This window comes from Tropicibacter naphthalenivorans, assembly GCF_900176475.1.
Classification (GTDB): Bacteria; Pseudomonadota; Alphaproteobacteria; order Rhodobacterales; family Rhodobacteraceae; genus Tropicibacter; species Tropicibacter naphthalenivorans.
In genome coordinates this window covers 107583-133176 of sequence record NZ_FWXX01000002.1, presented here as the reverse complement: position 1 = coordinate 133176, position 25594 = coordinate 107583, and the positions used below count along the sequence as shown (strand labels likewise).

22 protein-coding genes, 2 tRNA genes and 1 pseudogene are annotated in these 25594 nt (G+C 62.0%); 15 read left to right on the top strand and 10 right to left on the bottom strand.

What is annotated here, in order from left to right; genetic code table 11:
• Positions 1–129 precede the first annotated feature (129 nt).
• Entirely contained in the window at positions 130–1344 is a 1215-nt protein-coding gene (locus B9A11_RS04990) for an NADP-dependent isocitrate dehydrogenase (RefSeq protein WP_058246983.1), read from the top strand.
• Here B9A11_RS04990 and B9A11_RS04985 read toward each other — a convergent pair.
• Positions 1341–2207 (bottom strand): glycosyltransferase family 2 protein, encoded by an 867-nt coding sequence (locus B9A11_RS04985; RefSeq protein ID WP_234988734.1) that lies wholly within the window; start codon positions 2205–2207, stop codon positions 1341–1343. The two genes, B9A11_RS04990 and B9A11_RS04985, sit on opposite strands and share 4 nt — an antisense overlap.
• 97 nt (positions 2208–2304) lie before the next feature.
• On the opposite strand from B9A11_RS04985, the gene B9A11_RS04980 reads away from it, so the two are divergent.
• Positions 2305–2925 carry a YitT family protein gene (locus tag B9A11_RS04980; protein WP_058246985.1) on the top strand — a complete coding sequence of 207 codons (621 nt, stop codon included), beginning with the start codon at positions 2305–2307 and terminating at the stop codon, positions 2923–2925.
• Positions 2926–2994: 69 nt separating this feature from the next.
• Positions 2995–3591, top strand: a complete 597-nt coding sequence (locus B9A11_RS04975) for a rhodanese-like domain-containing protein (RefSeq protein ID WP_058246986.1) — start codon at positions 2995–2997, stop codon at positions 3589–3591.
• Positions 3592–3675: 84 nt separating this feature from the next.
• Here B9A11_RS04975 and B9A11_RS04970 read toward each other — a convergent pair whose 3' ends face one another.
• Together B9A11_RS04970 and B9A11_RS04965 are read right to left on the bottom strand one after the other, a co-directional pair.
• Positions 3676–3933: a hypothetical protein gene (locus B9A11_RS04970; protein WP_058246987.1), complete on the bottom strand. Its 258-nt coding sequence runs from the start codon at positions 3931–3933 to the stop codon at positions 3676–3678.
• 356 nt (positions 3934–4289) lie between these two features.
• Positions 4290–7937 (bottom strand): vitamin B12-dependent ribonucleotide reductase, encoded by a 3648-nt coding sequence (locus B9A11_RS04965; protein ID WP_058246988.1) that lies wholly within the window; start codon positions 7935–7937, stop codon positions 4290–4292.
• A gap of 630 nt (positions 7938–8567) precedes the next feature.
• Here B9A11_RS04965 and B9A11_RS04960 point away from each other — a divergent pair.
• The 3 genes from B9A11_RS04960 (at position 8568) to B9A11_RS04950 (ending at position 11180) form a co-directional block, all read left to right on the top strand.
• Complete coding sequence (locus B9A11_RS04960; protein ID WP_058247138.1) at positions 8568–9458, top strand: PfkB family carbohydrate kinase; 891 nt, start codon at positions 8568–8570, stop codon at positions 9456–9458.
• Positions 9455–10372, top strand: a complete 918-nt coding sequence (locus B9A11_RS04955) for a pseudouridine-5'-phosphate glycosidase (RefSeq protein WP_058246989.1) — start codon at positions 9455–9457, stop codon at positions 10370–10372. Before B9A11_RS04960 ends, B9A11_RS04955 begins: the two co-directional genes overlap by 4 nt.
• A 76-nt stretch (positions 10373–10448) precedes the next feature.
• Positions 10449–11180, top strand: a complete 732-nt coding sequence (locus tag B9A11_RS04950) for a DUF502 domain-containing protein (protein WP_058246990.1) — start codon at positions 10449–10451, stop codon at positions 11178–11180.
• A 13-nt stretch (positions 11181–11193) separates the two neighbouring features.
• On the opposite strand, the gene B9A11_RS04945 is transcribed toward B9A11_RS04950, so the two are convergent.
• From B9A11_RS04945 to B9A11_RS04935, 3 genes are all read right to left on the bottom strand, one after another.
• Positions 11194–12225 carry a patatin-like phospholipase family protein gene (locus B9A11_RS04945; protein WP_058247139.1) on the bottom strand — a complete coding sequence of 344 codons (1032 nt, stop codon included), beginning with the start codon at positions 12223–12225 and terminating at the stop codon, positions 11194–11196.
• 91 nt (positions 12226–12316) lie between these two features.
• Positions 12317–13090 carry a 3-hydroxybutyrate dehydrogenase gene (locus B9A11_RS04940; RefSeq protein ID WP_058246991.1) on the bottom strand — a complete coding sequence of 258 codons (774 nt, stop codon included), beginning with the start codon at positions 13088–13090 and terminating at the stop codon, positions 12317–12319.
• 87 nt (positions 13091–13177) lie between these two features.
• Positions 13178–14377 carry a calcium-binding protein gene (locus B9A11_RS04935; RefSeq protein WP_058246992.1) on the bottom strand — a complete coding sequence of 400 codons (1200 nt, stop codon included), beginning with the start codon at positions 14375–14377 and terminating at the stop codon, positions 13178–13180.
• A gap of 378 nt (positions 14378–14755) precedes the next feature.
• Between B9A11_RS04935 and B9A11_RS04930 the strand changes: the two genes are divergently transcribed.
• The 5 genes from B9A11_RS04930 (at position 14756) to B9A11_RS04910 (ending at position 20875) form a co-directional block, all read left to right on the top strand.
• Positions 14756–16471, top strand: a complete 1716-nt coding sequence (locus tag B9A11_RS04930) for an extracellular solute-binding protein (protein ID WP_143595802.1) — start codon at positions 14756–14758, stop codon at positions 16469–16471.
• Between the two features lie 11 nt (positions 16472–16482).
• Positions 16483–16596, top strand: coding sequence for a hypothetical protein (locus B9A11_RS04925; RefSeq protein ID WP_058246994.1), 114 nt, complete (start codon positions 16483–16485; stop codon positions 16594–16596).
• A gap of 144 nt (positions 16597–16740) precedes the next feature.
• A complete protein-coding gene (locus B9A11_RS04920) occupies positions 16741–17433 on the top strand; it encodes a response regulator (RefSeq protein ID WP_058246995.1) in 693 nt (230 codons plus the stop codon).
• Positions 17434–17484: 51 nt separating this feature from the next.
• Positions 17485–18663 carry an FIST N-terminal domain-containing protein gene (locus B9A11_RS04915; RefSeq protein WP_370736528.1) on the top strand — a complete coding sequence of 393 codons (1179 nt, stop codon included), beginning with the start codon at positions 17485–17487 and terminating at the stop codon, positions 18661–18663.
• A 4-nt stretch (positions 18664–18667) separates the two neighbouring features.
• Positions 18668–20875 carry a PAS-domain containing protein gene (locus B9A11_RS04910; RefSeq protein ID WP_058247140.1) on the top strand — a complete coding sequence of 736 codons (2208 nt, stop codon included), beginning with the start codon at positions 18668–18670 and terminating at the stop codon, positions 20873–20875.
• Between the two features lie 25 nt (positions 20876–20900).
• Here B9A11_RS04910 and B9A11_RS04905 read toward each other — a convergent pair whose 3' ends face one another.
• Positions 20901–21179 carry a hypothetical protein gene (locus B9A11_RS04905; RefSeq protein ID WP_058246997.1) on the bottom strand — a complete coding sequence of 93 codons (279 nt, stop codon included), beginning with the start codon at positions 21177–21179 and terminating at the stop codon, positions 20901–20903.
• A gap of 138 nt (positions 21180–21317) precedes the next feature.
• A complete protein-coding gene (locus B9A11_RS04900) occupies positions 21318–22607 on the bottom strand; it encodes an ATP-binding protein (RefSeq protein WP_058246998.1) in 1290 nt (429 codons plus the stop codon).
• Between the two features lie 54 nt (positions 22608–22661).
• Here B9A11_RS04900 and B9A11_RS04895 point away from each other — a divergent pair, with 54 nt between their 5' ends.
• From B9A11_RS04895 to B9A11_RS04885, 3 genes are all read left to right on the top strand, one after another.
• Positions 22662–23579, top strand: a complete 918-nt coding sequence (locus B9A11_RS04895; protein ID WP_058246999.1) for an MBL fold metallo-hydrolase — start codon at positions 22662–22664, stop codon at positions 23577–23579.
• 70 nt (positions 23580–23649) lie between these two features.
• Positions 23650–23724: transfer RNA gene (locus tag B9A11_RS04890), tRNA-Asn, on the top strand.
• Positions 23725–23773: 49 nt separating this feature from the next.
• Positions 23774–23848, top strand: a tRNA-Asn gene (locus B9A11_RS04885).
• 270 nt (positions 23849–24118) lie between these two features.
• Here the strand turns inward: B9A11_RS04885 and B9A11_RS22015 are convergent.
• Positions 24119–24286, bottom strand: a complete 168-nt coding sequence (locus B9A11_RS22015; protein ID WP_186009184.1) for a hypothetical protein — start codon at positions 24284–24286, stop codon at positions 24119–24121.
• Between the two features lie 281 nt (positions 24287–24567).
• Between B9A11_RS22015 and B9A11_RS21065 the strand changes: the two genes are divergently transcribed.
• Positions 24568–25206: a hypothetical protein gene (locus B9A11_RS21065; protein ID WP_143595801.1), complete on the top strand. Its 639-nt coding sequence runs from the start codon at positions 24568–24570 to the stop codon at positions 25204–25206.
• Between the two features lie 67 nt (positions 25207–25273).
• On the opposite strand, the pseudogene B9A11_RS04870 reads toward B9A11_RS21065, so the two are convergent.
• A pseudogene (locus tag B9A11_RS04870) lies at positions 25274–25552 on the bottom strand (integrase core domain-containing protein); the annotation flags it as partial.
• Between the last annotated feature and the right edge of the window lie 42 nt (positions 25553–25594).

Sequence of the window (25594 nt, the reverse complement as noted above, 5' to 3'; positions counted from 1 at the left end):
ACCGAAATTTGGGCACTGTCACAAATCTTAGGAAGATATTCGGTATGCTATTGCATACATCTTATTTATTTTACGATTTTTTAGCTAGATAGTCCCAAGAGTACCCGCAAACGTAACGAGGCCGCGCCGATGACCAAGATCAAAGTCGACAATCCCATGGTGGAGATGGACGGGGATGAAATGACCCGCATCATGTGGGATTTTATCAAGCAAAAGCTGATCTTACCCTATTTGGACATCGACCTGCTGTACTATGATCTCAGCATTCAGGAACGCGACCGCACCGACGATCAGATCACCATCGACGCCGCCGAAAAGACCAAAGAGGTCGGCGTGGCCGTCAAATGCGCGACAATTACGCCCGACGAGGCGCGCGTCGAAGAGTTTGGCCTGAAAAAGATGTGGCGCAGCCCGAACGGAACAATTCGCAACATTCTGGGCGGCGTTGTGTTCCGCCAGCCCATCATCTGCAAGAACGTGCCGCGCCTTGTGCCCGGTTGGACCAATCCGATTGTCGTTGGCCGCCATGCCTTTGGCGATCAATACAAAGCCACCGATTTCACCTTTCCCGGCAAGGGCCAGTTGACGATGAAATTCGTCGGCGAGGACGGCACTGAGATTGAGAAAATCGTTTATGACGCGCCTTCTGCCGGGGTGTTCATGGGCATGTACAACCTGAACGAGTCGATCATCGACTTTGCCCGCGCGTCCTTTAACTATGGTCTGAACATCGGCTGGCCGGTCTATCTGTCCACCAAGAACACCATTCTCAAAGCCTATGATGGGCGTTTCAAGGATCTCTTCCAGCAAGTCTACGAGCAGGAATTCGAAGAGAAATTCAAAGCGGCGGGAATCTGGTATGAACACCGCCTGATCGACGACATGGTTGCTTGTGCCCTGAAATGGAACGGGAAATTCGTCTGGGCCTGCAAGAACTACGATGGCGATGTGCAGTCGGACACGGTGGCGCAGGGCTTTGGCTCGCTTGGGATGATGGCCTCGCAGCTCATGACCCCCGATGGCAAGATCGTCGAGGCAGAGGCGGCCCATGGCACCGTCACCCGCCACTATCGCCAACACCAAGCGGGGGAGTCGACCTCGACCAACTCGATTGCGTCGATCTACGCCTGGACCGGCGGGCTGAAACACCGCGCCAAGCTGGACGACAACATCGCGCTGCGCGCTTTTGCCGAGACGCTCGAACGGGTGATCGTGGAAACCGTGGAATCGGGCCATATGACCAAGGACTTGGCGCTGTTGGTCGGCCCGGATCAGGGGTGGCTAACCACCATGGGGTTCCTCGAAAAGATCGACGAGAACCTCAACAAAGCGCTGGCCGGTTAACCTTGGTCCCCGAACCGGGCGGGCAATTCCGTCCGGTGAACCAGCTTCAGCGCGCGCGCTTTGACAAGGTTGAACCGTTCCACGCGGGACGGTTTGACCGACAGGGTGTCATAGGCGTGTTGTTCGGACCGTTCCCAGTCAAAGACCTTCTTGCCGCCAAAGGTCTCGTAGAATTTCAGCGCGTCCTCATCGGCATGCTTCCACCCCAACCCGGGCAGGCCCGTCCCCTCGCCCGAGGCGATGTCCATCCGGACGCGGTTGCCCTCTTCTACCGCAGCCAAGTTTGCGTATTTCAAATGCGCAAGAAACAGCCCACGTGGCATGTGAAAAGGAAAGCTTTCCAAGCGTTTGAGCGCGACCCGGACGCCGTGCAACTGAAAGGGAATGGGCCGGCGCGCCGCCACGGCCTTGGAGTAATGGCCGGAAAAGGCGATCTGCCGGCGCTGCGCCAGAACCGGCCCGTCCTTGATCGGCGCATCCCCGGCCATCTCGGCCACGTCAAAGCCAAGCGCGGTCACAACCGGCACATCCTGCGCGGCAAAGGCCGCGTGCAAATCGGGGAACACAAGTGGGTCCACGCAGAGCAACTCATCGGCATCCAGCCGGATCACCCAGTCATAAACCTTGTGCAGCCCCGCCGCGAACCCATCGAGCATCTCGGCGCGCACGCGGTCGAACCCTTCGAGCGTCTCGCGCGGCACCGTGATCACCGACGCGCCGGGACAAATCTGGGCAATCTTGGGATCGGCCCCATGCGCCACCACGTACAGGTTCTCGGCGCCCAAGAACCGGGCATGGTGCGCATACCACCGCGACAGCGCCCAATAATCCCGATAGACCATTGTCAGCGCACAGATTTTCACCTTAGCCGTCATGCCCGCAGACTAGCCCCGCACCCTCCCCGCGCCAAGCCCCAACTGCCCCCTTGCGAGCGCCACAAAAACCGGACACATCTACCTTATGTTGATGCTGTCAGAACCCCCCGCCGAACGCCACACCCTGTGGGAAGATGCCTTTGGGTTGGTCCTTGGCTGCATGTTGATGGCGCTTTCGGTGCAGTTCCTGCGCGCGTCGGACCTGATCACCGGGCAGATCGCGGGCCTGTCGCTGGTGGTGTCCTACCCGACCGGGCTCGCCTTTGGCGCGGTGTTTTTCACGCTGAACCTGCCGTTTTACGTGCTGGCGGTGCGGCAGATGGGTTGGCGTTTCACGCTCAAGACCTTTGCCGCCGTTGCGCTGATGTCCGCCTTTACCGAGATCCTGCCGCGCGTTCTGATCATCGCGCCAGCGCATCCGCTGATCAGCGCCGCGGGCTTTGGTGTCTGCGCCGGGGTTGGCTTGCTGATCCTGTTTCGGCACGGCGCAACGCTGGGCGGCGTCGGGATCGTCGCGCTGTGGCTGCAAGACACGCGCGGGATCAAGGCGGGCAATGTGCAGCTGAGCTTTGATCTGTGCGTCTTTGCGCTGGCGCTGTTCTTGTTCGACTGGCGGACGGTGCTGTATTCGCTGATCGGCGCGGCGCTGGTGAACGTGATGATCACCGTCAATCACCGGCGTGACCGGTATATCGCCCGCAGTTGAGTTATTCCTTAACCGATTTGCGGCGCTATACTGGGGCCAAGGCGCAGAACGCGCCGGAGGAGGAGTCTCATGTTCAAAGTCGTTTTCACCGCCCTGATGCTGTCCGCCGTCCCGGCGCTGGCGCAGGATGCGGTCAATATCACCCGCGATATTGCGTCCGTCACCGTTCCGCTGCCCGGCGGTGGCAGCGCCGAGGTGTCGCGCAATCAAGATACCACCCACAGGCTTGAAGGCGACTGGGCCTTGACCTCGCGCCCCTGCCCCAGCTTTTGCATCCAGCCGATGATCCCGGCCCCCGGCGTGACCCCGATTGGCGAACTGGAATTGCTGGACTTGCTCCAAGACCCGCAGGTCGTGGTTGCCGACGGGCGCATCCGTAGCCAATTCGCCGAAGGCACCATCCCCGGCGCAGTGTCGATCCCTTATCTCGAAGCCGCCGACCGTCTGGATGTGCTGGGCTGCGAGGTGGATTTTGACGGGTTTGATTGCGCGGTTGAGGGGCTGAAAAAGGTCGCTCTGTTCTGCAACGGGCCGTGGTGCGGACAGTCGCCCACCGCCGCACGCCGCATGATAGAGGCGGGCTTTCCGGCGGAAAACATCTATTACTATCGCGGCGGGATGCAGATGTGGCGCTTGTTCGGCCTGACGGTGGTGCCGGGAACCTGACCATCTGACCACAGAAAAAGGCCAAGAGGTTTCCCCCTTGGCCTAATGTCACTGGTTAACAGTCACGAATTTGTGGAACGGACATTAGATGCCTTCGTTCTCGGACAGCGGGAACAGCGCGTTCTCGCGGGCTTGGATCATCTCGGCCGAGTCCAAGTGGCCGCTGTTGTCCACGTCCAGCGCGTCAAAATCGCTGCGGACAAAGGCGGGATCGGTCACGATGACCTCTTCATAGGTCACATAGCCATCCTTGTCGGCATCCATCGGATCCATGGAATGGGCGTCGGCAAACGCCGGCAGAGCAAGACCAGAAACAGCGGCGGCGAGGATAAACTTGTTCATCGTATTTTCCTTTGGTTGCAGTTGCATTTGCTATGTCTGTCCAACCCGACCCTTCGCTTAGAGTTTCAAGAAAATTGCTGACTTTAATGTGATGGGGTGCTGCCATTTTATCGGGAACAAAATGGCGTTTGGCCGCAAAGAAAAAGGGCCCCCGAAACGGGGACCCATAGGTTCGCTGATAAGGCTCATATATTAACCGCCCGAGATTTGTTTTTGCCTGCGGCCCTATCCGCGCTCAGGGGCAGCGCACCGCCCCCAGAACTGGACAGGGGCCAAGAGCTCCCCCACCCATCACTTCCCCCCGGCCCTGAAACGGGCTGGGCCAAGGGTCAACTCACCCCCCCACGGGGTAATTCTTAGCTACAGCCCGAGGTCGCGCCGCAGGTGTTGCACTTCATGCAGGTGCCGTTGCGCACCAGCGTGTAGTTGCCGCAATCGCCGCAGGCTTCGCCTTCGTAGCCCTGCATCTTGGCCTTGGTGCGTTCGTCCATGGTCATGGTCCCCGCAGCCACGGCGACAGTGGACGTCGCTGCAACCGCTGACGTATCGGCCATCACCGCCACCGGGTCCGTCCCGGTCATGGTGCCGATGCCGCCCTGCAAGACCACCAGTTCCTGCGGCAGACGCTTGCGCAGGTAGCCGGTTGAGCTGATCTGCTTGAGCACTTCCAACGACTTGGACGCGGCGCTTTCGGACAGTTCCTTGACGTTGCTCACGCCTTCCTCTTCGCCGCGGCCCAGATCGTCAAAGGTCGCACCCGAGGGTTTGACATGCGCCAGATCGGTGCGGTCGAGGTAGGACACCGCCAACTCGCGGAAGATGTAATCGAGGATCGAGGTCGCATTCTTGATGCTGTCGTTGCCCTGCACCATGCCCGCCGGTTCGAACTTGGTGAAGGTAAAGGCGTCAACGAACTCTTCCAGCGGCACGCCGTACTGCAAGCCCACGGACACGGCGATGGCAAAGTTGTTCATCATCGCGCGGAAGCCCGCGCCTTCCTTGTGCATGTCGATGAAGATCTCACCCAGAGAGCCGTCTTCGTACTCGCCGGTGCGCAGGTAGACCTTGTGCCCGCCGACGATCGCCTTTTGGGTATAGCCCTTGCGACGCTCGGGCATCTTGGTGCGGCCCATGGCGCGCTCGACCTCTTTGATGACGATCTTCTCGACGATCTTTTCGGCCAGAACGGTGGCTTTTTCCTGCGGGGAACCGCTTTCCAGCGTCTCGGCGGCCTCGTCGTCATCCTCGACCAGCGCGGCGGCCAAGGGCTGGGACAGCTTGGACCCATCGCGATACAACGCGTTCGCCTTGACCCCGAGCGACCAGGACAGCTCATAGGCCTTTTGGCAGTCCTCGATGGTGGCATCGTTGGCCATGTTGATGGTCTTGGAAATCGCGCCAGAGATGAACGACTGCGCGGCGGCCATCATGGTGATGTGGCTGTTGACCGACAGGTAACGCTTGCCCTTCTTGCCGCAGGGGTTGGCGCAGTCAAAGATGCCGAGGTGCTCGTCCTTGAGGTGCGGCGCACCTTCCAGCGTCATGGTTCCGCAAACGTGGTCATTGGCGGCGTCGACGTCGGCCTTGCTGAAGCCAAGGTGGCGCAGCAGGTCAAAGGTCGGGTCGTTCAGCTTGGCCTGCGGAATACCAAGGACATCGGTGCAGAACTCGGCCCCCAGCGTCCACTGGTTGAACACGAACCGGATGTCAAAGGCGGTGGCCAGCGCGCTTTCGATCTTTTCGATCTGGGTCGGGCCAAAGCCGTGGCCGATCAGCGCGGTGTGGTTGATGCCGGGCGCATTGCCAAGGGTCTGGTGACCGACGGCGTAGCTGATGATCTCTTCGATCTGCGCGCTACCGTAGCCCAGCTTGTCCAGCGCCGCCGGCACCGAGCGGTTGATGATCTTGAAATAGCCACCGCCCGCGAGCTTCTTGAACTTGACCAGCGCAAAGTCCGGCTCGATCCCGGTGGTGTCGCAATCCATGACCAGACCGATGGTCCCGGTCGGCGCGATCACCGACACCTGCGCGTTGCGATAGCCGTGACGCTCGCCCAGACGGAAGGCCTCGTCCCAGGTCGATTGCGCCAGATCCACCAGCATCTCGTCGGGGCAGTTGCCCAGATCCAGCGGCACCGGGGTCACCGCCAACTTTTCGTAGCCGGTGGACGCGCCATAAGCGGCGTTGCGGTGGTTGCGGATGACGCGCAGCATATGCTCGGCGTTCTTTTCGTAGCGGGCAAAGGCACCCAGCTCACCGGCCATCTCGGCCGAGGTCGCATAGGCCACACCGGTCATGATTGCGGTCAAGGCCCCGCACAGCGCGCGCCCCTCGTCGCTGTCATAGCCATAGCCCATGTTCATCAAGAGGCCGCCGATGTTGGCATAGCCCAGACCCAGCGTGCGGAAGTCATAGGACTGCTGGGCGATTTCCTTGGACGGGAACTGCGCCATGGTCACGCTGATTTCCAGCGTCAGGGTCCACAGTCGGCAGGCGTGCATGTAGCTCTCGGCGTCGAACTTGCCCGCCTTGAGGAAGGTCAGCAGGTTCATGGACGCAAGGTTGCAGGCGGTGTCGTCAAGGAACATATACTCTGAGCACGGGTTGGAGCCGCGGATCTCGCCATCCTCGGGGCACGTGTGCCACGCGTTGACGGTGTCGTGGAACTGGATGCCGGGATCGGCGCAGGCCCATGCGGCGTGACCGACCTGATCCCACAGCTCCTTGGCGGAAACGGTCTTGGCGACCTTGCCGTCGGTGCGGCGGATCAGCTCCCACGGCTGGTCTTCCTTGACCGCCTTGAGGAAGGCATCGGTGACGCGGATCGAGTTGTTAGAGTTCTGTCCAGAGACGCTTGCGTAGGCTTCCGAGTCCCAATCAGTGTCATAGGTCGGGAACTCGATGCTGGCATAGCCCTGCTTGGCGTAATCCAGCACGCGCTTGATGTAGGTCTCGGGGATCATCACACCCTTGGCGGCGCGGATCGCGCCCTTGAGCGCCTCGTTCACCTTGGGATCATAGGCACCATCCTCGGACCCATCAAAAGCGCGGATCGCGTCGAAAATGCCGTTCAGCATCTTTTCGTGCATCTTCGAGCCTGCGACGATGCTGGCGACCTTTTGCTCTTCTTTGACCTTCCAGTTGATGAACTCTTCGATATCCGGGTGGTCGGCGTCGCAGATCACCATCTTGGCGGCGCGGCGGGTGGTGCCCCCGGACTTGATGGCGCCAGCCGCCCGGTCGCCAATTTTCAGGAAACCCATCAGACCAGAGGACCGGCCACCGCCCGACAAGCTTTCGCCCTCGGCGCGCAGCGAGCTAAAGTTGGTGCCGGTGCCAGAGCCATACTTGAACAGACGCGCCTCGCGAACCCACAGGTCCATGATGCCGCCGTCGTTCACCAGATCGTCGGACACGGACTGGATGAAACAGGCGTGCGGCTGCGGGTGCTCATAGCTGGACGTGGACGCGGTCAGCTTGCCGGTCTTGAAGTCGACGTAAAAGTGCCCCTGCGCCGGGCCGTCGATGCCATAGGCCCAATGCAGGCCGGTGTTGAACCACTGGGGCGAGTTCGGCGCGCCCATCTGCGTCGCCAGCGTATAGCGCATCTCGTCGTAATAGGCGCGGGCGTCGTCCTCGGTCGAGAAATAGCCGCCCTTCCAGCCCCAGTACGCCCAAGCGCCTGCGAGACGGTCAAACACCTGCTTGGCGCTGGTCTCGCCGGTGCGCGGGGTCTTGTCGTTGGCCGCTTCCGAGCGCCACAGGAATTCCGGCACGTCCTCTTCGGGGACTTTCACCAGCTCCGTGGGCACACCGGCCTTGCGGAAGTATTTCTGCGCAATGACGTCCGAGGCGACCTGGCTCCATTTCTTGGGCACTTCGAGCGCCTCGAGGCTGAAAACCACGGTCCCGTCAGGGTTGCGGATTTCCGAGCTGGTGGTGACGAATTCGACGCCTGCGTAGGCGTCCTTGCCTGCCTTGGTGAAATGTCTTTCGATTTTCATTGTCCTGCCCCGTAGCTTCAAAGTCCCCGAAACGCGCCTTTGTCCGAAGGCCATGCAAGACACACCCCCAGCGGCTGCGCAAAGCCTGCGCAGTGGGGCGCTGCCCCGTCCGTCTCTTGCCTGAGTGTCTGTCCCCATGCGGTAGAGCCACAACATCTAGTGTCGACCCCGACCGGCAGGCATAAATTGGCTAAAATTGGCCGGACTCGTCAACGGGTTTTTTCACCGGATCATCATATATTTTGTGTTGACCCAAACCCGCGCCACAAGCCGCAGTAGCGCCCCCCGATTCACCCACAGATGGTTAACCAGCCCTTGGGCCAACAGGGCTTGGATTTCCTTAGAAATCAGGGGGAGTTATCCACAAGAGGCTGGGGATTTGTCTGCCCCCGCCGCATCTGGTGTTAACGCTTGGCTCAACCCTAGATGTTGTGGTGAAAAGCGCACACTCAAGGGGCTTGCCCGCTTTTTAGGCCGTATTTCGTTAAGAGGTGTTAATATAGGCGGCACTAGATGTAGTGCCCAATTGTTAACGTTTGCACGCATATCGCCCGCACGCCCACGCATTCGCGCCGCTTGGGCGACTCTCTTGGCTTGCACAAGTCGACCAAGCGGTCCAAAACCGACGCCATGAGCACGCCAGACATCCTTTGCATCGGCTCCGTTCTGTGGGACGTGATCGGCCGCACCGCCAGCCATATGAAGCCCGGCGCCGATGTGCCCGGCCGCATCACCCGCATTCCAGGCGGCGTGGCGATGAACATTGCCATGACCTTGGGGCGGTTTGACCTGTTTCCGGCGCTGCTGTCCGCCGTGGGCCAAGACCCCGAGGGCCATGAGCTGATCGGCGAATGCCAGCGGCGGCACCTGAATACCGATCATATTTACCGCTCGGCGGACCTGCCCACCGACATCTATATGGCCATCGAGGCGGCCAATGGCCTGATCGCGGCCATCGCTGACGCCCATTCGCTCGAGGCGGCGGGCGACAAGATCCTGACGCCGCTGATGGATGGCACGCTGGGCTCTGACGCGGCACCCTTTGCGGGGATCATCGCGCTGGATGGCAACCTGACCACCGCGCTGCTGCAACAGATCGCTGTTGAGCCGTGCTTTGCGCGGGCGGATTTGCGCATCGCCCCCGCCTCGCCGGGCAAGGCCGACCGCCTGCTGCCCTTTATCCGCGCCACCCGCGGCACGCTGTACGTCAACCTCGAAGAGGCGGGCCTGCTGTGTCAGACCACCTTTGCCAGCGCCGCCGAGGCCGCCGCCGGTCTGGTGGACCGTGGCGCGGCGCGGGCGCTGGTGACCAACGGCGGCGACAGCTGCGCCGATGCGATCCAAGGCTCTGTGCTCGCCGAAACCCCGCCCAAGGTGCTGGTCACGCGGGTGACCGGCGCGGGCGACAGCTTTATGGCGGCGCATATCGCCGCCGAACATCGCGGGGCCGATCGCCCCTCTGCCCTGACCCAAGCTCTTGCCGCTGCGGCGGCCTATGTATCCGGAGAAGTCGCCATATGACGCTCGTCCAATTCTCGCCCGCCGTGACCGAAGCCAAGGCCAATGGCACGCCCATCGTGGCGCTGGAATCCACCATCATCACCCACGGGATGCCCTATCCGCAGAACCTCGAGACCGCGCGACTGGTGGAACAGACCGTGCGCGAGGCGGGCGCGGTCCCGGCCACCATGGCGGTGCTCGATGGCCAGCTCTGCGCGGGCCTGACAGACGAGCAGCTGGAAAACCTTGCGCAGGCGAAAAACGTGGCCAAGCTGTCGCGCGCCGACATGGCCGCCTGCATCGCGCAGGGCAAGACCGGCGCGACCACCGTTGCCGCCACCATGATCGCCGCGCGCCTTGCGGGGATCGAAGTCTTTGCCACCGGCGGGATCGGCGGCGTGCACAAGGGCGCCGAGGACAGCTTTGACATCTCGGCGGACCTGTCCGAGCTAGCGCAAACCGCCGTGACGGTGGTCGCCGCCGGGGCCAAGGCGATCCTCGATCTGCCGAAAACCCTGGAGGTTCTGGAAACCAACGGCGTGCCGGTCATCGCCTATGGCCAAGACGCCCTGCCCGCCTTTTGGTCGCGCGATGCGGGCCTGCGCGCGCCTTTGCGCATGGACAGCGCCGCCCAGATCGCCGCCGCCCACCAGATGCGCGCCGCCATGGGCATTCCCGGCGGTCAGCTGGTCGCCAACCCGATCCCGCCAGAGCATGAAATCCCCGCCGACACCCTCGCGCCGATCATCGCGCAGGCCACCGCCGATGCGGCCAAACACGGAATCACCGGCAAGGGCGTCACGCCCTACCTGCTGCAACGGATCTTTGAGCTGACCGAGGGCCGCTCGCTTGAGGCCAATATCGCGCTGGTTCTGAACAATGCCCGTCTGGCTGCGGCAATTGCCCGCGAATTGCGCGCGACAAGCGGGAATTAAGCCGCAACCGCGCGCGACCCATTGTAGAGCCGTGCCCGAACGCCTAATTTTCATCGAAACATTGCACGGACCACCGATGACCAGCCCTTTTGAACCAGAGCCCAAGCGCCCCGGCCTTTTTACCAGACTGCGCAACTCGTTCCTGACGGGCATCGTCGTCATCGCCCCGGTGGGCCTGACCGTCTGGTTGATTTGGACGGTGATCGGCTGGGTCGACGGCTTTGTCTGGCCGTTTGTGCCGTCGTCCTACCACCCGACGGAACTGCTCAACCGCGTGCTGGGCCTGACCGGCGAGGACCGGGTCGAAATCGACGTGCGCGGCTTGGGCGTCGTGGTGTTCTTGCTGTTCACCATGATCGTCGGCTGGATCGCAAAGGGGCTGATTGGCCGGTCAATGATCGGCTTTGCCGAAAACCTCGTGGACCGCACGCCGGTGGTGCGCTCGATCTATTCGGGCATCAAGCAGCTGGCGGAAACCGTCTTTGCCCAGTCCGAGCGCAGCTTTGAAAAGGCGTGTCTGGTGGAATATCCGCGCCGGGGCATCTGGGCCGTGGCCTTTATCTCGACCGACACCAAAGGCGAGGTGCTGGCCAAGACCCCGACCATGGGCGACATGGTATCGGTCTTTGTGCCGACCACGCCGAACCCGACGTCGGGCTTCTTGCTGTTCTTCCCCAAGGAAGACGTGATCGAACTGGACATGACCATCGAAGACGCCGCCAAGCTGGTGATCTCGGCCGGTCTGGTCTACCCTAACGGCGAAAAGGCCAAAGAGGCGCTCGAGGCAGAGTTCCGCAAGGCGTCCTGATCGCGCCGTATACTCACTCGAACATCTCCCGCAGATCGACGGTCTGGCGCACGCCCAGATCGTCCTTGTGATGCTTGAGAAAGCCCCCGGCCGCGCGCTGCCCCGCCGCCTTGAGCTGGGCAATCACCGACGGGATCGGCACCACCTTGGTGGCCACCGACAGCTCGTTCATCAAGGCATCGTCGGCGATCATATGCACCCGCACGCCCTTCATGCTGCCCGGCGTCAGCGCGCCGCTCTCCAGCAACCGCTGGACAAAGCTGATCGCCCGCAGCTCGCGCAAGAGCGAGGCGTTAAAGCTGATCTCGTTGATCCGGTTCTGGATTTCAGGCGGCGTCGTGGGGATCTTCTCGCGGTGCAGCGGGTTGATGTTCACGATCACCACATCGTCCGGCAAATGCGGCTCAAAGAACGGGAACAACGCCGGGTTCCCGGTATACCCGCCGTCCCAAAACGCTTCCATCGTGCCGGTTTCCGGGTCCTGTAGCTCGATCGCTTGGAACATCGTGGGCAAGCACGCCGAGGCAAGGATTGACTGCGTACAGATCTGATCGCCTTGGAAAATCCGGATTTTGCCGTTGCGCACCTGCGTGGCGCAGACCACGAACTCCGGCCCGGCATCGGCGCAAATGTCGTCGAAATTCAACTGCTCAACGATCGGCTCCAGCGCGTTGCGATACACCGGCCCCCAGGCATAAGGCGACAGCACCCGGCCCATCGCCTCGCCCATCACGTAAGGAAAGGAATACTCGACCCCGCGACTGACCAGCCCCGGATCAGGGAGCCACGCGTGCATCCAATCGGGCAAGGCCAGATCATCCAGCGCGCCAATCTTGCGCCACAGCCAATCAAGCCGCTCGCGCGCCCCTTCGCGCCCGCCGGCCACCATGCCCGCCTTTAACGCCGCCCCGTTCAACGCCCCCGCAGAGGTTCCCGAAATCGCGGCAATCTCCAGATCGTCCTCTTCCAAAAGCCGGTCCAGGACGCCCCAGGTAAACGCCCCATGCGCGCCGCCACCCTGCAGCGCCAAATTGATCCGCCGCATCTCACCCATGCCAAACCCTGCTCTTCTTCTCTTTGAAAATATCCCGGGGGTCTGGGGGCAGCGCCCCCAGCCTTACCTTCAGGCAACAGCCTCAGAGTGCGGTCCAGCCGCCATCGACGGAAATCGTCGTCCCGGTGATCTGCGCCGCCGCGTCCGAGCACAGGAACACCGCAACACCGCCCAGCTGCTCGGTGGTGGCGAACTCCTTGGACGGCTGCCGCTCAAGGATGACCTTCTCGATCACCTCTTCTTCGGTCATGTCGTATTTCTCTGCGGTATCGGGGATCTGCGCCTCGACCAGCGGCGTTTTCACATAACCGGGGCAGATCGCGTTGGCGGTGATCGGCTCCTTGGCGGTCTCCAGCGCCACAACCTTGGTCATGCCCACGACGCCATGCTTGGCCGCCACATAGGCCGATTTAAACGGCGAGGCGGTCAACCCATGCGCCGATGCGATGTTCACCACGCGCCCCCAGCCCGCCTTGCGCATCAAGGGCAGCGCCGCAGCGGTGGTGTGAAACGCCGAAGACATATTGATCGCAATGATCGCGTCCCATTTCTCAACCGGGAACTCGTCGATGGGCGCCACGTGCTGAATGCCTGCGTTGTTCACCAGGATATCGCAGGCCCCGGCCTTTTCGATCAGCGCCCGGCACTCGTCCGCCTTGGACATATCCGCCTGGATATAACGCACCTCGACGCCGTGCTGGTCGGCGATTTCCTTGGCCAGCGCATGGTCTTCGTCGCGGTCGGTAAACGAGTTGATCACAACCGAGGCCCCGGCCTTGGCCAGCTCATGCGCGATCCCCAGGCCAATTCCCGAATTGGACCCGGTCACAACGGCGGTCTTTCCTTTCAGCGACATGTCAACGCTCCTTCGATGCTGCTTTGCAGCAAAGGTAATCGTTTGCCCGGGAAAGGAAAGCCCAGTTTGCAACCAAGCCGCGACAGCTTAGGCCGGATCGGTCCAGCTGTGATAGCCCTCGCCGTGGGTAAAATGCCCAATCGTCAGATCGTCCAGATCCAGATCGCGGATTTTAACCTGCGAAATCCCGTCGTCATAGATGACCTGCGTGCCGTCCTGATAGGCATGGGCGCGAAACAGCGCCATGGCGTCCGCCGCCGTGTAGCTGGCATTTTGATGGGGGCTGAGCCACAGGATGTCCTCGGCCAGATCGAAATCCATCACGATAGCGGTGTCCGTCACCTCTGTGGCATGGCCCGCGCTCGGCGTTTCGGCGGGCAGCAGCAGCACAAAGGCATCTGCGCCTGCCCCGCCGCACAGCACGTCGCGCCCGGTCTGCGCCATCAGCATATCGTTGCCAAAGCCGCCCAGCAGCACATCGTCGCCCGCGCCCCCTTCGAGAAAGTCGTTGCCGGTCAGCCCCGCCACCGTGTCGTTGCCGGCACCGCCCGACAGGGTATCCCCGTCGCTGTGCCCCAGCAGGCGATCGTTGCCCGCACCGCCCAGCAGCGTATCGGCCCCCGTGCCCCCATAGACAAAATCGTCGCCCGTCCCGCCGTCGACCCAATCGTCGCCCGTCCCGCCAAAGAGGTAGTCGCGGCCCGCGCGGCCTTCGATCAGGTCGTCGCCGCGGTTTCCCGCCAAGGTATCGCGGCCCGCGCCCCCGCCAAGGGTATCGTTGCCGCCATTACCATAGACCCGCGCGCCAAGGGGATCGGCCACAAGCACCCGGTCATCGCCATCGCGCGCCAGCACCCGCGTCCCGCCCGCAACCACCAAGGTATCGGCGACCGCGCGCGCCGTGATGTCATCGGCCCCGGTGCCCACAACCGCCAGCCCGCTCGGCAGCGTGCCCGCCCAAGCTTGTTCAAAGGCGGCGTGAAACTGATAGAACGCCAGCCCCGTGGCGCTTTGCATGGGGCTCGGGCCGTCATAATGCTCGGGGACAGGGTTCAGCTTGAACGGCGTGGCCAAGGCGCCCTCGTGGCAGGTCACAAGCTGCAAAGCGCTATTGATGGTCACAGGCACCGCATAGCGGGTGGTCGCGATCTGGCCGCCGATCAGCGCGCCGTCGTCCGAGAGCTGGAACCCCACGCCAGTCAGGCCAACCTCGATCAAATCCGGGCCAAAGGTTAACGTCACGGCCTCGGCCGCATAGGCCGAAACGGTAAAGGAATAAACAGTCATGCGCGCCCCCCGGCGTCACTAATGTTTGATCATGCTACTGACTGCTTCGCCCGTCTTCAAGGCGCGTGCCCCCGGCGGCTTTGGCCAGAAAAAAACCCCGGCCGAAGCCGGGGTTAAGTCATTGAGGCAGGTTTCATACAGGCAAGAAACCTATCGAGCAGTGACTTTGTTATAAGCAATCTGCCGCCCGAGTCCAAGCTAAAAGTTTGAAAAGGCGTAAAAGCACCGCTACTCTAAACCCCAATAAAACAAGGGCGAGCGGGGACTGTTGCCAATATGACCGTTAATTTTTTCCATAAAATACTGCGAATCTCGACCGCTGCGGCGGTGCTTTTTGGGGCGGGAATCGCTCAGGCAGAATCGTCACATGGCATAGCTATGTATGGCGACCCCCAGCTACCACAGGATTTTGTGTCTCTGCCCTATGCCAACCCCGATGCGCCCACCGGCGGCGTGATCGCGACGGGCGAAGTGGGCAGCTTTGACAGCCTCAATCCGCATATCCTCAAGGGCTCGACGCCGTGGCAGCTGCGGTTTCTGGCTTACGAAAGTTTGATGGGTCGTAACTATGACGAACCCTTTTCTCTTTACGGATTGCTGGCCGAATCGATTGATGTCGGGCCGAAGCGCGAATGGGTGGAATTCACCCTGCGCCCCGAGGCGCGATTCTCGGATGGCAGCCCCGTCACGGTCGAGGATGTCATGTGGTCCTACGAGACGCTCGGCACCCAGGGGCACCCGCGCTATCACGGCGTCTGGTCCAAGATCGACAAGATGGAGCAGACCGGTGAACGCTCTGTTAAATTCACCTTCAATACCGAAGACCGCGAGCTGGCTTTGCTGGTCGGGATGCGCCCGATTCTGAAAAAGGCGCAATGGGCCGACAAAGACTTTACCGCTTCGGGGCTCGACGTGATTCCCATCACCAGCGCCCCTTATGTGATCGACGATTTCGAGGCGGGACGCTTTGTCTCGCTCAAACGCAATCCGGACTATTGGGGCAAGGACGTGCCCTTCCGGCGCGGCACCCATGTGCTGGATGAAATCCGGCTGGAGTTCTTTGGCGACGACACCGCGCTGTTCGAAGCCTTCAAGGGCGGCGTGCTGAATTCCCACCGCGAGTTCAACGCCGAGAAATGGAAGACCCAGTATGATTTCCCCGCCATTCAGAATGGCGATGTGGTCAAATCCGAGGTGCCCCATGGCCGCCCCACCGGCATCACCGGCTTTGTGATGAACACCCGCAAGCCGCAGTTCGCCGATTGGCGGGTGCGCGAGGCGTTGATGCACGCCTTTAACTTTGAGTTCATCAACGAGGCGATGACCGGGTCGGAACAGCCGCGCATCACCTCTTATTTCTCGAACTCCTTCCTTGGGATGGATCACGGACCGGCGCAGGGGCGCGTGCGCGAGTTGCTGGAGCCCTTTGCCGAGAGCCTGCTGCCCGGCGCGCTGGACGGCTATGCCCTGCCCGTCTCGGACGGCTCGGAACGCAACCGCAAGAACCTGCGCGCCGCGCTGGCGCTGATGGAAGAGGCCGGCTGGACCGTGCAGGACGGCGTCATGGCCGATGCGAACGGCACGCCCTTTGCCTTTGAGATCGCGCTGCGGCAGGGCCAGAACGAGGCAGAGACCATCGCCTCGATGTATGTCGAGGCGCTCAAGCGCATGGGCATAGCGGCCACCGTTTCGGTGATCGACCCCGCGCAATACAAAGAGCGCACCAACGGCTATGACTTTGACATGACGTATTATCGGCGCGGGGTCTCGCTGTCGCCGGGGAACGAACAGAACCTCTATTGGGGCAGCAATGCCGCCACCCAACCGGGCACGCGCAACTGGATGGGGATCGAATCCCCCGCTGCGGACGCGATGATCGACACGCTGCTCAATTCCGAAAGCCGCGAGGATTTTGTCGCGGCCACCAAGGCGCTGGACCGCATCCTGACCACCGGGCGCTACGTGATTCCGTTCTATCAATTCAACCAGTCCCGCATCGCCCACGCCAAGGAACTGACCTACCCCGACCAGCTGCCGATCTACGGCGACTGGATCAACTGGCAGCCCGACGTGTGGTGGTGGGAAGAAAAATAAGAGAGGCCAACATGATCCGAGCAGCCGTGATCGCCCTAACCCTGACCCTCGCCGCCTGCGGCACCATCGAAGGGGTGGGCAAAGACATCTCCAGCGGCGCCCGAGAGGTGCAAAGCTGGTTCTAAGGAACGAAACGGACGGGGCGCTTTCCCGTCCGTTTTTCTTTAGGTTTGGTTAACACTTGTCTTACCGGGATAAGACTTTTCGGCTACAGACCTCGGACGCCAGCGCCTGTACGTTGGTCCCCAACCTAGTGAAGTTGGAATCCGATGACCGATGCAGCCAAAACCCTGCCCGATGCGCCCTTTGGCGCGGCCCTTGTGGTGGACGACCACCCGCTGTTTTGTGACGCGCTGACGTTGACCCTGCAATCCATTGCCGATTTCGAGGAAATCCGCACCGCCGGCACGCTGGAAAAGGCGCTGGATGTGGTGTCTTCGGACACCAGTATCGGCCTGATCCTGCTGGACCTGAACCTGCCGGATGTGAACGGGCTGGATGGCTTGGTCCGCCTGCGCAACGCCGCGCCCAAGGCCAAGATCATCATCGCCTCTTCCATGGCCGACAACTCGATGATTTCCCACGCGCTCAAGGCCGGGGCCAATGGCTTTGTCCCCAAGCATTCGCAGCGCTCTGTGTTCCGCCGCGCCTTCGAGGCGGTCAGCGCGGGCCAAAGCTTTGTCCCCGATGGCTACATCGACCCCACCGGCGGGCAGGACAACAGCCCCGACGACGCGCTGGCGCGTCTGGCCAGCCTGACCAACCAGCAGGCCCGCATCCTGCACCTGATCTGCGAAGGCAAACTGAACAAGCAAATCGCCTATGACCTGTCGATCGCCGAGACGACGGTCAAGGCCCATGTCACCGCCATCATGCGCAAACTCGGGGTGCACAGCCGGACCCAAGCGGTTCTGGTCGCCCAGGAAGCGCGCTTCACCAAGGTCTTGCCAAGCGACGGATAGCACGCCTATCCTGCGGCCCGGCGGCCAATCTGACGGGAAAGAACAAAAGTGATCGGAGCGACAAACAGCTCCGCTCGGGAGGAAAAAACCGGACAGGCGGCGCTGCGCACCGCTCAGGTCCCGCTGACAGCGCTGAACCCGGCCAAAGAGCTGGGCGCGCAGTTGGGGGATGGTCCTTTTGCGATGGTGTGCTTGTTTGCCTCGCCCGATGCGGATTTCGCAGACCTCACCCGTGAGGCCCATATGCAGTTTCGCGGCGCAGATGTCTTTGCCTGCACCACCGCCGGGGAACTGGGCACCGACGGCTACGAAAAAGGGCAGATCATCGCCGTCGCCTTTCCGCGCGCCTATTTCGCCGTCTCGGCCTATGTGATCGACGACCTGGACCAGATGGACGATCAGGATGTGATCGACACGGTGATCCAGCGCCGAATGATGCTGAACCGCACGGCGCCCGACATGAACTCGGAATTCGCCTTTGTGATGGTCGACGGGCTGTCGCTGCGCGAAGAGCATCTGGCCGGGGTCCTTGCCTCTGGGCTTGGGCCGATGCCGCTGTTCGGCGGCTCTTCGGGGGATGGCACGGCGTTCCACTCCACATGGCTGTCGCACAATGGGACGCTGCGGCGCAATGCGGCGCTCTTGGCGCTGGTGCGCTCGCGCTGCCCGGTCAAGGTCTTTAGCCTTGATAACCTCATTCCTACCGAGACGCGCATGGTGGTGACCTCGGCGGACCCGGACGCGCGCATCGTGCATGAAATCAACGCCGAACCTGCCGCGCAGGAATACGCGCGCCTTTTGGGCAAGGATCCCAACCAGCTGGACCCGTTCACCTTTGCCGCCTATCCGGTGGTTGTGCGCCTTGGCGATACGCACCACGTGCGCGCCATCCAGCGGGTGTCCGAGAATGGCGATCTGGTGTTCTTTTCCGCCATCAACGAAGGCATGGTCCTGTCGCTGGCCGACAGCGCCGACATCTCGGCCCACCTGGATCAGGGGCTGGACGCCTTGGCGCGCGACGTGACGCCTGACCATATTTTAGGCTGTGACTGCCTGCTGCGCCGGATCGAGGCCGGGCAACTGCAAAAGACCCGCGAGATTTCCGAAATTTTGCGTAACCATAAGGTCGTCGGCTTCTCGACATACGGCGAGCAAATCGGCAGCCTACATGTGAACCAAACCTTCACCGGTGTGGCCATCTATCCGCCGCCCCCCGATGCCGGAGCCTGAGCCCTTGTCGCTGATCAACCCCAATGACAGCCTCGAACGCCAGAACGAAAAACTGCAAAAGATCGCCGATGCGCTGATGAAGCGGGTCGAATACGGACCCGAGCATTCCAACGCCGCCTATGCGCAATTCGAACGCGCCGCGCTGCTGGAAAAGCGGGTGCGCGAGCGGACGTTGGAGCTGGAGCGGACGCTGGATTTGCTGCACGAATCCAACGCGCAGCTGGGGCAGGCCAACCAGGAAACCGAAGCGGCCCGCCGCAACCTTGCCGATGCGATTGAGACAGTATCCGAAGGCTTTGCCCTGTTTGATCCCAGCGACCTGCTGGTCATGTGCAACTCGCGCTTTTGCCGGGATTTTCGCGACACCACGCGCGATCTGCGCCCCGGCCTGCCCTTTACCGGCTATGTCGACCGGGTCAGCCGCTCGCGCTATCTGGCCTTGCCGCCGGATGTGACCGCCGAAAGCTGGGCGGCGCAGCGCATTCGCCGCCACGTGGACCGGCACGTGATGTTCAACGTGCAACTGGCGCAGGGGCGCTGGCTGCAAGTGTCCGAGCATCGCACCGCGAACGGCGGGACGGTGGTTTTGCAGACCGATGTGACCGACCTGATCCGTCTCGAACGGGCCGAACGCGAACGGCTGAAGGACAAGCAATCCCGCGTGATCCGCGCGACATTGGACCACCTGAACCAAGGCGTGTGCATCTTTGACGAAAATGGCCGTCTTGTGGGCTGGAACCGCAAGATGGCGTCTTTGCTGGAACTACCCGCGCGGCGGCTGCAACTGGGCGCAAGCTTTAACGGGCTTGTGGATCACTTGGACGAAGAGATCGTCTTTACCCGTGGCATCGACCGCGACGGCTTTCGCCAATGGGCCGCCAAGGCGGACAATCGCGGGCCGATCAGCTTTGAGATCAAGCGCGGGGATCGCGCGATCCTACAGGTGTTTGGCCGCGGGATGCCCGACCGGGGCTTTGTGATTTCGGTCACCGATGTGACGCCCGAACGCGAGGCGGCGCAAAAGCTGTTTGAACTCAACGAGATCCTTGAACAGCGGGTGATGGAACGGACCTTGGAATTAGAGGACGCGCTGAACGCCGCCGAGCGCGCCAATGCGTCGAAATCGCGCTTTGTCGCCGCTGCCAGTCACGACCTGTTGCAACCCTTGTCGGCGGCGAAACTCTATGTCTCGTCGCTGGCGGACCGCTGCGCCGATGCCAACGACCGCTCTGTCCTGAACAAGGCCGAAAGCGCGCTCAGCAGCGCCGAGCAGATCATCGACGCTTTGCTGGACATCTCCAAGTTGGACGGTGACGGGGTGCAATTCGATATCCGCCCCGTGGCGTTGCGCGAAATCCTGCGGCCTCTGGTGGACGAGATGGAGGTGCTGGCCCTGCGCAAGGGATTAAGCTTGCACTACGTGGACAGCGATCTGATGGTCGAAAGCGATCCGTCCTACCTGCGGCGCATCGTGCAGAACCTCTTGGCCAATGCGATCCGCTACACCGAGCGCGGCAAGGTGCTGGTCGGGGTGCGGCGCAACGGCGGCTCTGCCCGGATTGAGGTCTGGGACACCGGCCCGGGCATTGCCGAAGAGGATCAGAACACCATTTTCGAGGAATTTAAACGGCTCGACACCCGTGCCTCGCGGAACGAGGGGCTGGGTCTGGGTCTGGCCATCGTGGAACGGGCCTGCGCCCGTCTGGGGCACCCCATGGGGCTGTGGTCCGAACCGGGGCGGGGGTCGTGTTTCATGGTCAACGTCACCATTGCCGGACAGGCAGAGCGTCAGGCGCAACCGGGCCGGCGCGCGGCGCGCCCAGTGGGGCTGGCGCAGGCGGGCTTGATCGCCCTGCTGGTGGAAAACGACCCGCAACTGCGGCGCGCCGTGTCGATCATGCTGGAAAGCTGGGATGTGTCGGTGATCGAGGCCGAGGACGCGCCTTCGGCGCTTGAGCTGCTGGACGATCTGCAAATCAGCCCCGACGCTTTGTTGCTGGATTACCAGCTGGGCGACGGGCCGACGGGGATCGCGCTATACAAAAGCATCACCGAGTTTCTCGGCCCCCTGCCCTGCGCCATCGTGTCGGCGGATCGCTCGCCCAATCTGCGTCAGGACTGCAAGACCTTGGGCGTGGAATTCCTGCCCAAGCCTTTGGACCGGCACAAGCTGAGCCGCTTTCTGGACGAGGTGGCGGCCAACATGGGCTGACCGCCGTGACGCCGTAGAGGCGCGGTTACAGCATCCCCTTGCAGTTGCGCGGCGAGTTCGGCTTGCCGATGTGATGCGGGTTCAGCACCAGGATCCAGCGCGCGGGATAGCCCGGCGCCTTGGTCTTGCGATAGGTGCAGCCCTGCGGCGTGGTCATATAGTCCCCCTTGGGGCCAACGTAGCTTTGGGTGGACACAAACGGCACCGCCTGCGCCATCAGCATCTCGGCCTTGGGCGTATCGGCGTCGGTGGTGGTCAGCGAGGCAAGGCCAATCGTGGCGGCGGCAAAGGTCGAAAGGGACATGGGTCAGCTCCTGCTTGGGTTGGGGTGCTGCACGGCGGCAGCCTTGCCCCGAAACTCGCCCCGATGCGCGACCGAAAGCGGGGTCACACTTGGGCGAAACCATGACCTATCAGTTGAATTTTAACGGATCGTGTAGCTTTACAGCGCGATGACGATATCGGCGCGCAGCCCACCAAGGCTGTCACTGCTCCCAAGGCGCAGCACGCCGCCATGCGCCCGCGCAATATCGGCGGCAATGGCCAGCCCCAGCCCAACACCAGAGCCCCGGTCCTGATTGCGCGCCGGGTCCAGCCGCACGAAAGGCCGCAGCGCGTTGTCGCGATCCTCTGGGGGGATGCCGGGGCCGTCATCCTCGACCCGAATGCGCAAGGACCGTTCCGTCAGCGTCACCGACACCACCGCGTGATTGCCATAGCGCACCGCGTTGCCGATCAGGTTTTCGATGGCCCGGCGCAGGGCGCGCGGGCGCAGGCCTACGGTGGCCTGGCCGGTGATCTCACCCAGCTTGACCGCTTGGCCCGCGCGCTGCGCATCGCCCACGATCTCCTGGACCAGGGCGACGGGATCGGTAGGTTCGGCCACAGCCGTTTCGGCTTCTCCTCGCGCGAAATCAAGGAAAGCATCGATCAGCCGCTGCATTTCCTCGACATCCTTTTCCAAGGGCTCGCGGTCTTCGTCATCCAGCAGCGACAGCCCCAGCCGCAACCGCGTGATTGGCGTGCGCAGATCGTGGCTGACCCCCGACAGCATCATGGTCCGCTGTTCGATGTGCCGTTCAATCCGCGCGCGCATGTCCAAAAAGGCATGCCCCGCCGCGCGCACCTCGATTGCACCAGAGGGCGAGTAGGCCTCTGTCCGACCACGGCCAAAGGCTTCGGCGGCATGGGCCAGACGGGTGATGGGCCGCAGCTGGTTGCGCAGGTACAGATAGGCAATCAACGTCATCAGGACGCCAAAGAACAGCATATTGACCAAAAGCTGGTGCGGACTGGCCGCAGAGGCGCGCCGCCGGTCCACCTCTGACAGGTACAACACGCCCTCATGACGGATATACAGCCGCATGATCTTGGTCGTGGGCAGTTCAATCCGTTCCAGCCCTTCGACGGTCTCAGACAGCTCGCGGATCACCACCAGCCCCGACAGATCGTACCAGTGGACAAAGTTCGCCTCGGGCAGCGCGGCCTCTGGGATCGGCACCAAGGGCACGTTCAGCCGGTTCATCAACAGCGGGTCGGGCTGGCTGGACACGGTCAGATTCACCGCGCGCGACAATTCGCGGGTCAGCTGTTCGGTCACGCCCTCGAAATGGCGCTGGATAAAGACCACAGAAACCACCAGTTGCAGCGTCACCACCGGCAGAACCAGGATCAGCGCCGCCCGCCCGTACAGGCTGCGCGGCATATATTGTTTGAGCCATTCGAAAGACATGCGCTAAGCCTAGCCTGACGCGCCCCCGCGCACCATTAAGAAAAGGCCGCCGCCATGATTGATCCGCAACCCGATTTCCAGCCCGCCGTCGGGGTGGCCGAGCAGCTATCCCCAGGGTTGCGCCGCCTGCTGGCGCCCAACGCTTCGCCCATGACCTATCGGGGCACCAACACCTATCTGCTGGGAGAGAGCGAGGTGGCGGTGATCGACCCCGGCCCGCTGGATGACGCGCATCTAAGCGCCATTCTAGAGGCTGGCGCGGGGCGCATCAGTCATATCCTTGTCACCCACGCGCATCTGGACCACTCGCCCTTGGCCCGCGTTCTGGCCGGGCGCACCGGCGCACCGGTCTATGGCTTTGGCCCGGCCACCGCCGGACGCAGCCCGCTGATGCAAGAACTGGCGGACAGTGGGCTGGTCGGCGGCGGCGAAGGCGTTGATCTGGGGTTTGCGCCCGACGTTTTGCTGGCCGATGGCGATTGCGTCTCGGGCGCGGATTGGCAGGTGACAGCGCTGCACACGCCGGGACACATGTCGGGGCACTTGGCCTTTGCCTGGGGGAATGTGTTGTTTTCCGGCGATCTGGTGATGGGCTGGGCGACGTCGCTGGTGTCGCCCCCCGATGGCGATCTCAGCGCCTTCATGGCGTCCTTGCGCCGACTGCAAAGCTTTGATTGGTCGGTCTTTCACGCAGGCCACGGCGCGCCGGTGACCGAGCCTGCCGAACGGCTCAAGACCCTGCTGACCCACCGCCAAGGGCGCGAGGCCGAGATTCTCGAAACGCTGCGCCTTGGCGCCGACACGCCCGCCGGGCTGGCGGGGAAAATCTACACCGGCACCCCCAGTGCCCTGCTGCCCGCCGCCAGCCGCAACGTCCTCGCGCATCTCATTGCCTTGACTGAGGAAAACCTCGTTTCCCCCATCGGCCCGCTGCGCAGCGACGCGCGGTTTCATCTGGTCGAGGAAAAATGAAATTGAGGTCAAAAAAACGCCTTTCCCCTCTTGTCGGCTGAAATCGACATCGCTATACCGCCCCACATATTCCGGCGTAGCTCAGCGGTAGAGCAGTTGACTGTTAATCAATTGGTCGTAGGTTCGATCCCTACCGCCGGAGCCACCTTCCCCCCTTCACCGGGGAATGCGTGGTCAGCAAGGTGAAGAGGCATTCCGGCGTAGCTCAGCGGTAGAGCAGTTGACTGTTAATCAATTGGTCGTAGGTTCGATCCCTACCGCCGGAGCCATTATACTCACAACCTGCTGATAAGGCAGAGTTTTTCGATACTGGTAAATGAGGCTCGATGACGAGGTGCACTAACGTGTGCACTCGGCGGTGCACAACGTGTGCACAGGAGGGCCCTCGGAGCTTCCCCCCTCACCTCGAGATCCGCCGAAATGGCTATCATTGGCGACGCCGGATCCCGTCCGCGTTCCGTCGTGCCGCGGTGAGAGCCGGTGCTGGTGACACAGGGAACATCCGGACCCCATCGTCAAAGTTGCTCCTGTGTTTTTCGCTACGAACCAATCTCCCTTACAACGCGAAAATACTGGCCCGCCGCCTCACCGAGATGAGCGGCCTTGTCTTCGCCGCGAATGCGGAGATGACGATGGCGATTGCGCCCGAGACACAGGTTCAGATGCTGGAAAGCCTCGCGCGCTTCAAAATCGAAGCGTTCGAGCACGGGCGCCACTTCGCCACGTCGCCAGCCAATTGGGCCTCTCCATAGCATAGGACTGTGAGGACTGGTCGCGCCTCGCCTACGAGGCGACCAAGGTCCTGCTGGATATCAGCACGGAACGTCACAAGCGGCAACAGGGCCTCTACGAGCAGCCCACGCGCGTCTTCCAGCGGGCAATCTCCACGGACGTTACACACCACCGTCCCGCGACCTTGACTTCGCCACAGGCTAGCTCGGTGGCACCCGCTTCTTTCGCTGCGACGAGCGTCGCGCAGAACTAGGTCGTGCCTTCCGCCGATGGGCCCATTGCCACAGCTCCAGAGCCCCTGACACACCGCGTCCAGTTGGAAGAGTCGTCATTCGAGAAAGCACGCGCAGCCCCTGTGTCGAAAGACAGTCAGGCAGATCTGACGGAGGATCCATCGTCGACACCACTGGTCATTCCCGCCGATCTCGACGCGCCTGATGGATGCAGCGCGCAGCAGTGGCAAGACGCCCGTATCCTCGCCAGGCCGCCGAAGATCCATATTAATCGGAAGCTTTTGACCGACGAAACGCGCGCGGCGCTCGAAAAAAAGCGCGGAATCACGCTGCGAGAGGCAATTGTGCTTCATTTTAAACTCATTAGCTTCGGCTATGTGGCTCCCTTCGACACACCGAAGAAGCGCATGCGCATCGACCCCGATATACGATCCAAGCCTGTCGAAGATCGCTTAAACGAAGACCATCGCTCCAAATTTCGTTTCGCGCTGAGCTTCTGCCCTGAGGTTCTGGATGACATCGCGGTAGATGAAATCTCGTTCGATGAAGTGAATGACGCGCTCGAAACAATGTGGCGCGTGCCCAAGAACCACGGCCGCTCATCAGCGGACCTTAAGAAATACAGCACGATCAAACTGATCGAAATTGGAGATGCCAAGTAACCTGCCCCCTGCGGATCCGTCATTCATGACGAGAGTCTTGAGGTTGGATTTAGGCATTTTGGTTCCCCGTCCGGCGCGCTTGCTGCGGCGTCTGAATGGCTAGGGACAAATGCGGCCTCACCGTGTTGTAGTCGTAACGCCAGGGGGACAGCTTCCTGCGAGTATCGTCGAGGCTATCGAAGATCTCTTCGTTAAGCAGCTCGTCCCGCAGGTTGCCGTTGAAACTCTCTATGAACGCATCCTGCTGAGCCTCGCCCGGATCGATGTAGCACCACGGCGGCTCGTTCTCGTCGGCCCATTTCAGGATGGCCCGACTGGTGAACTCAGAGCCGCCACCATTGTCGCTCGGACCAATGGCGGTCTGGCGGCCTCTTGCTTTTTGATCATC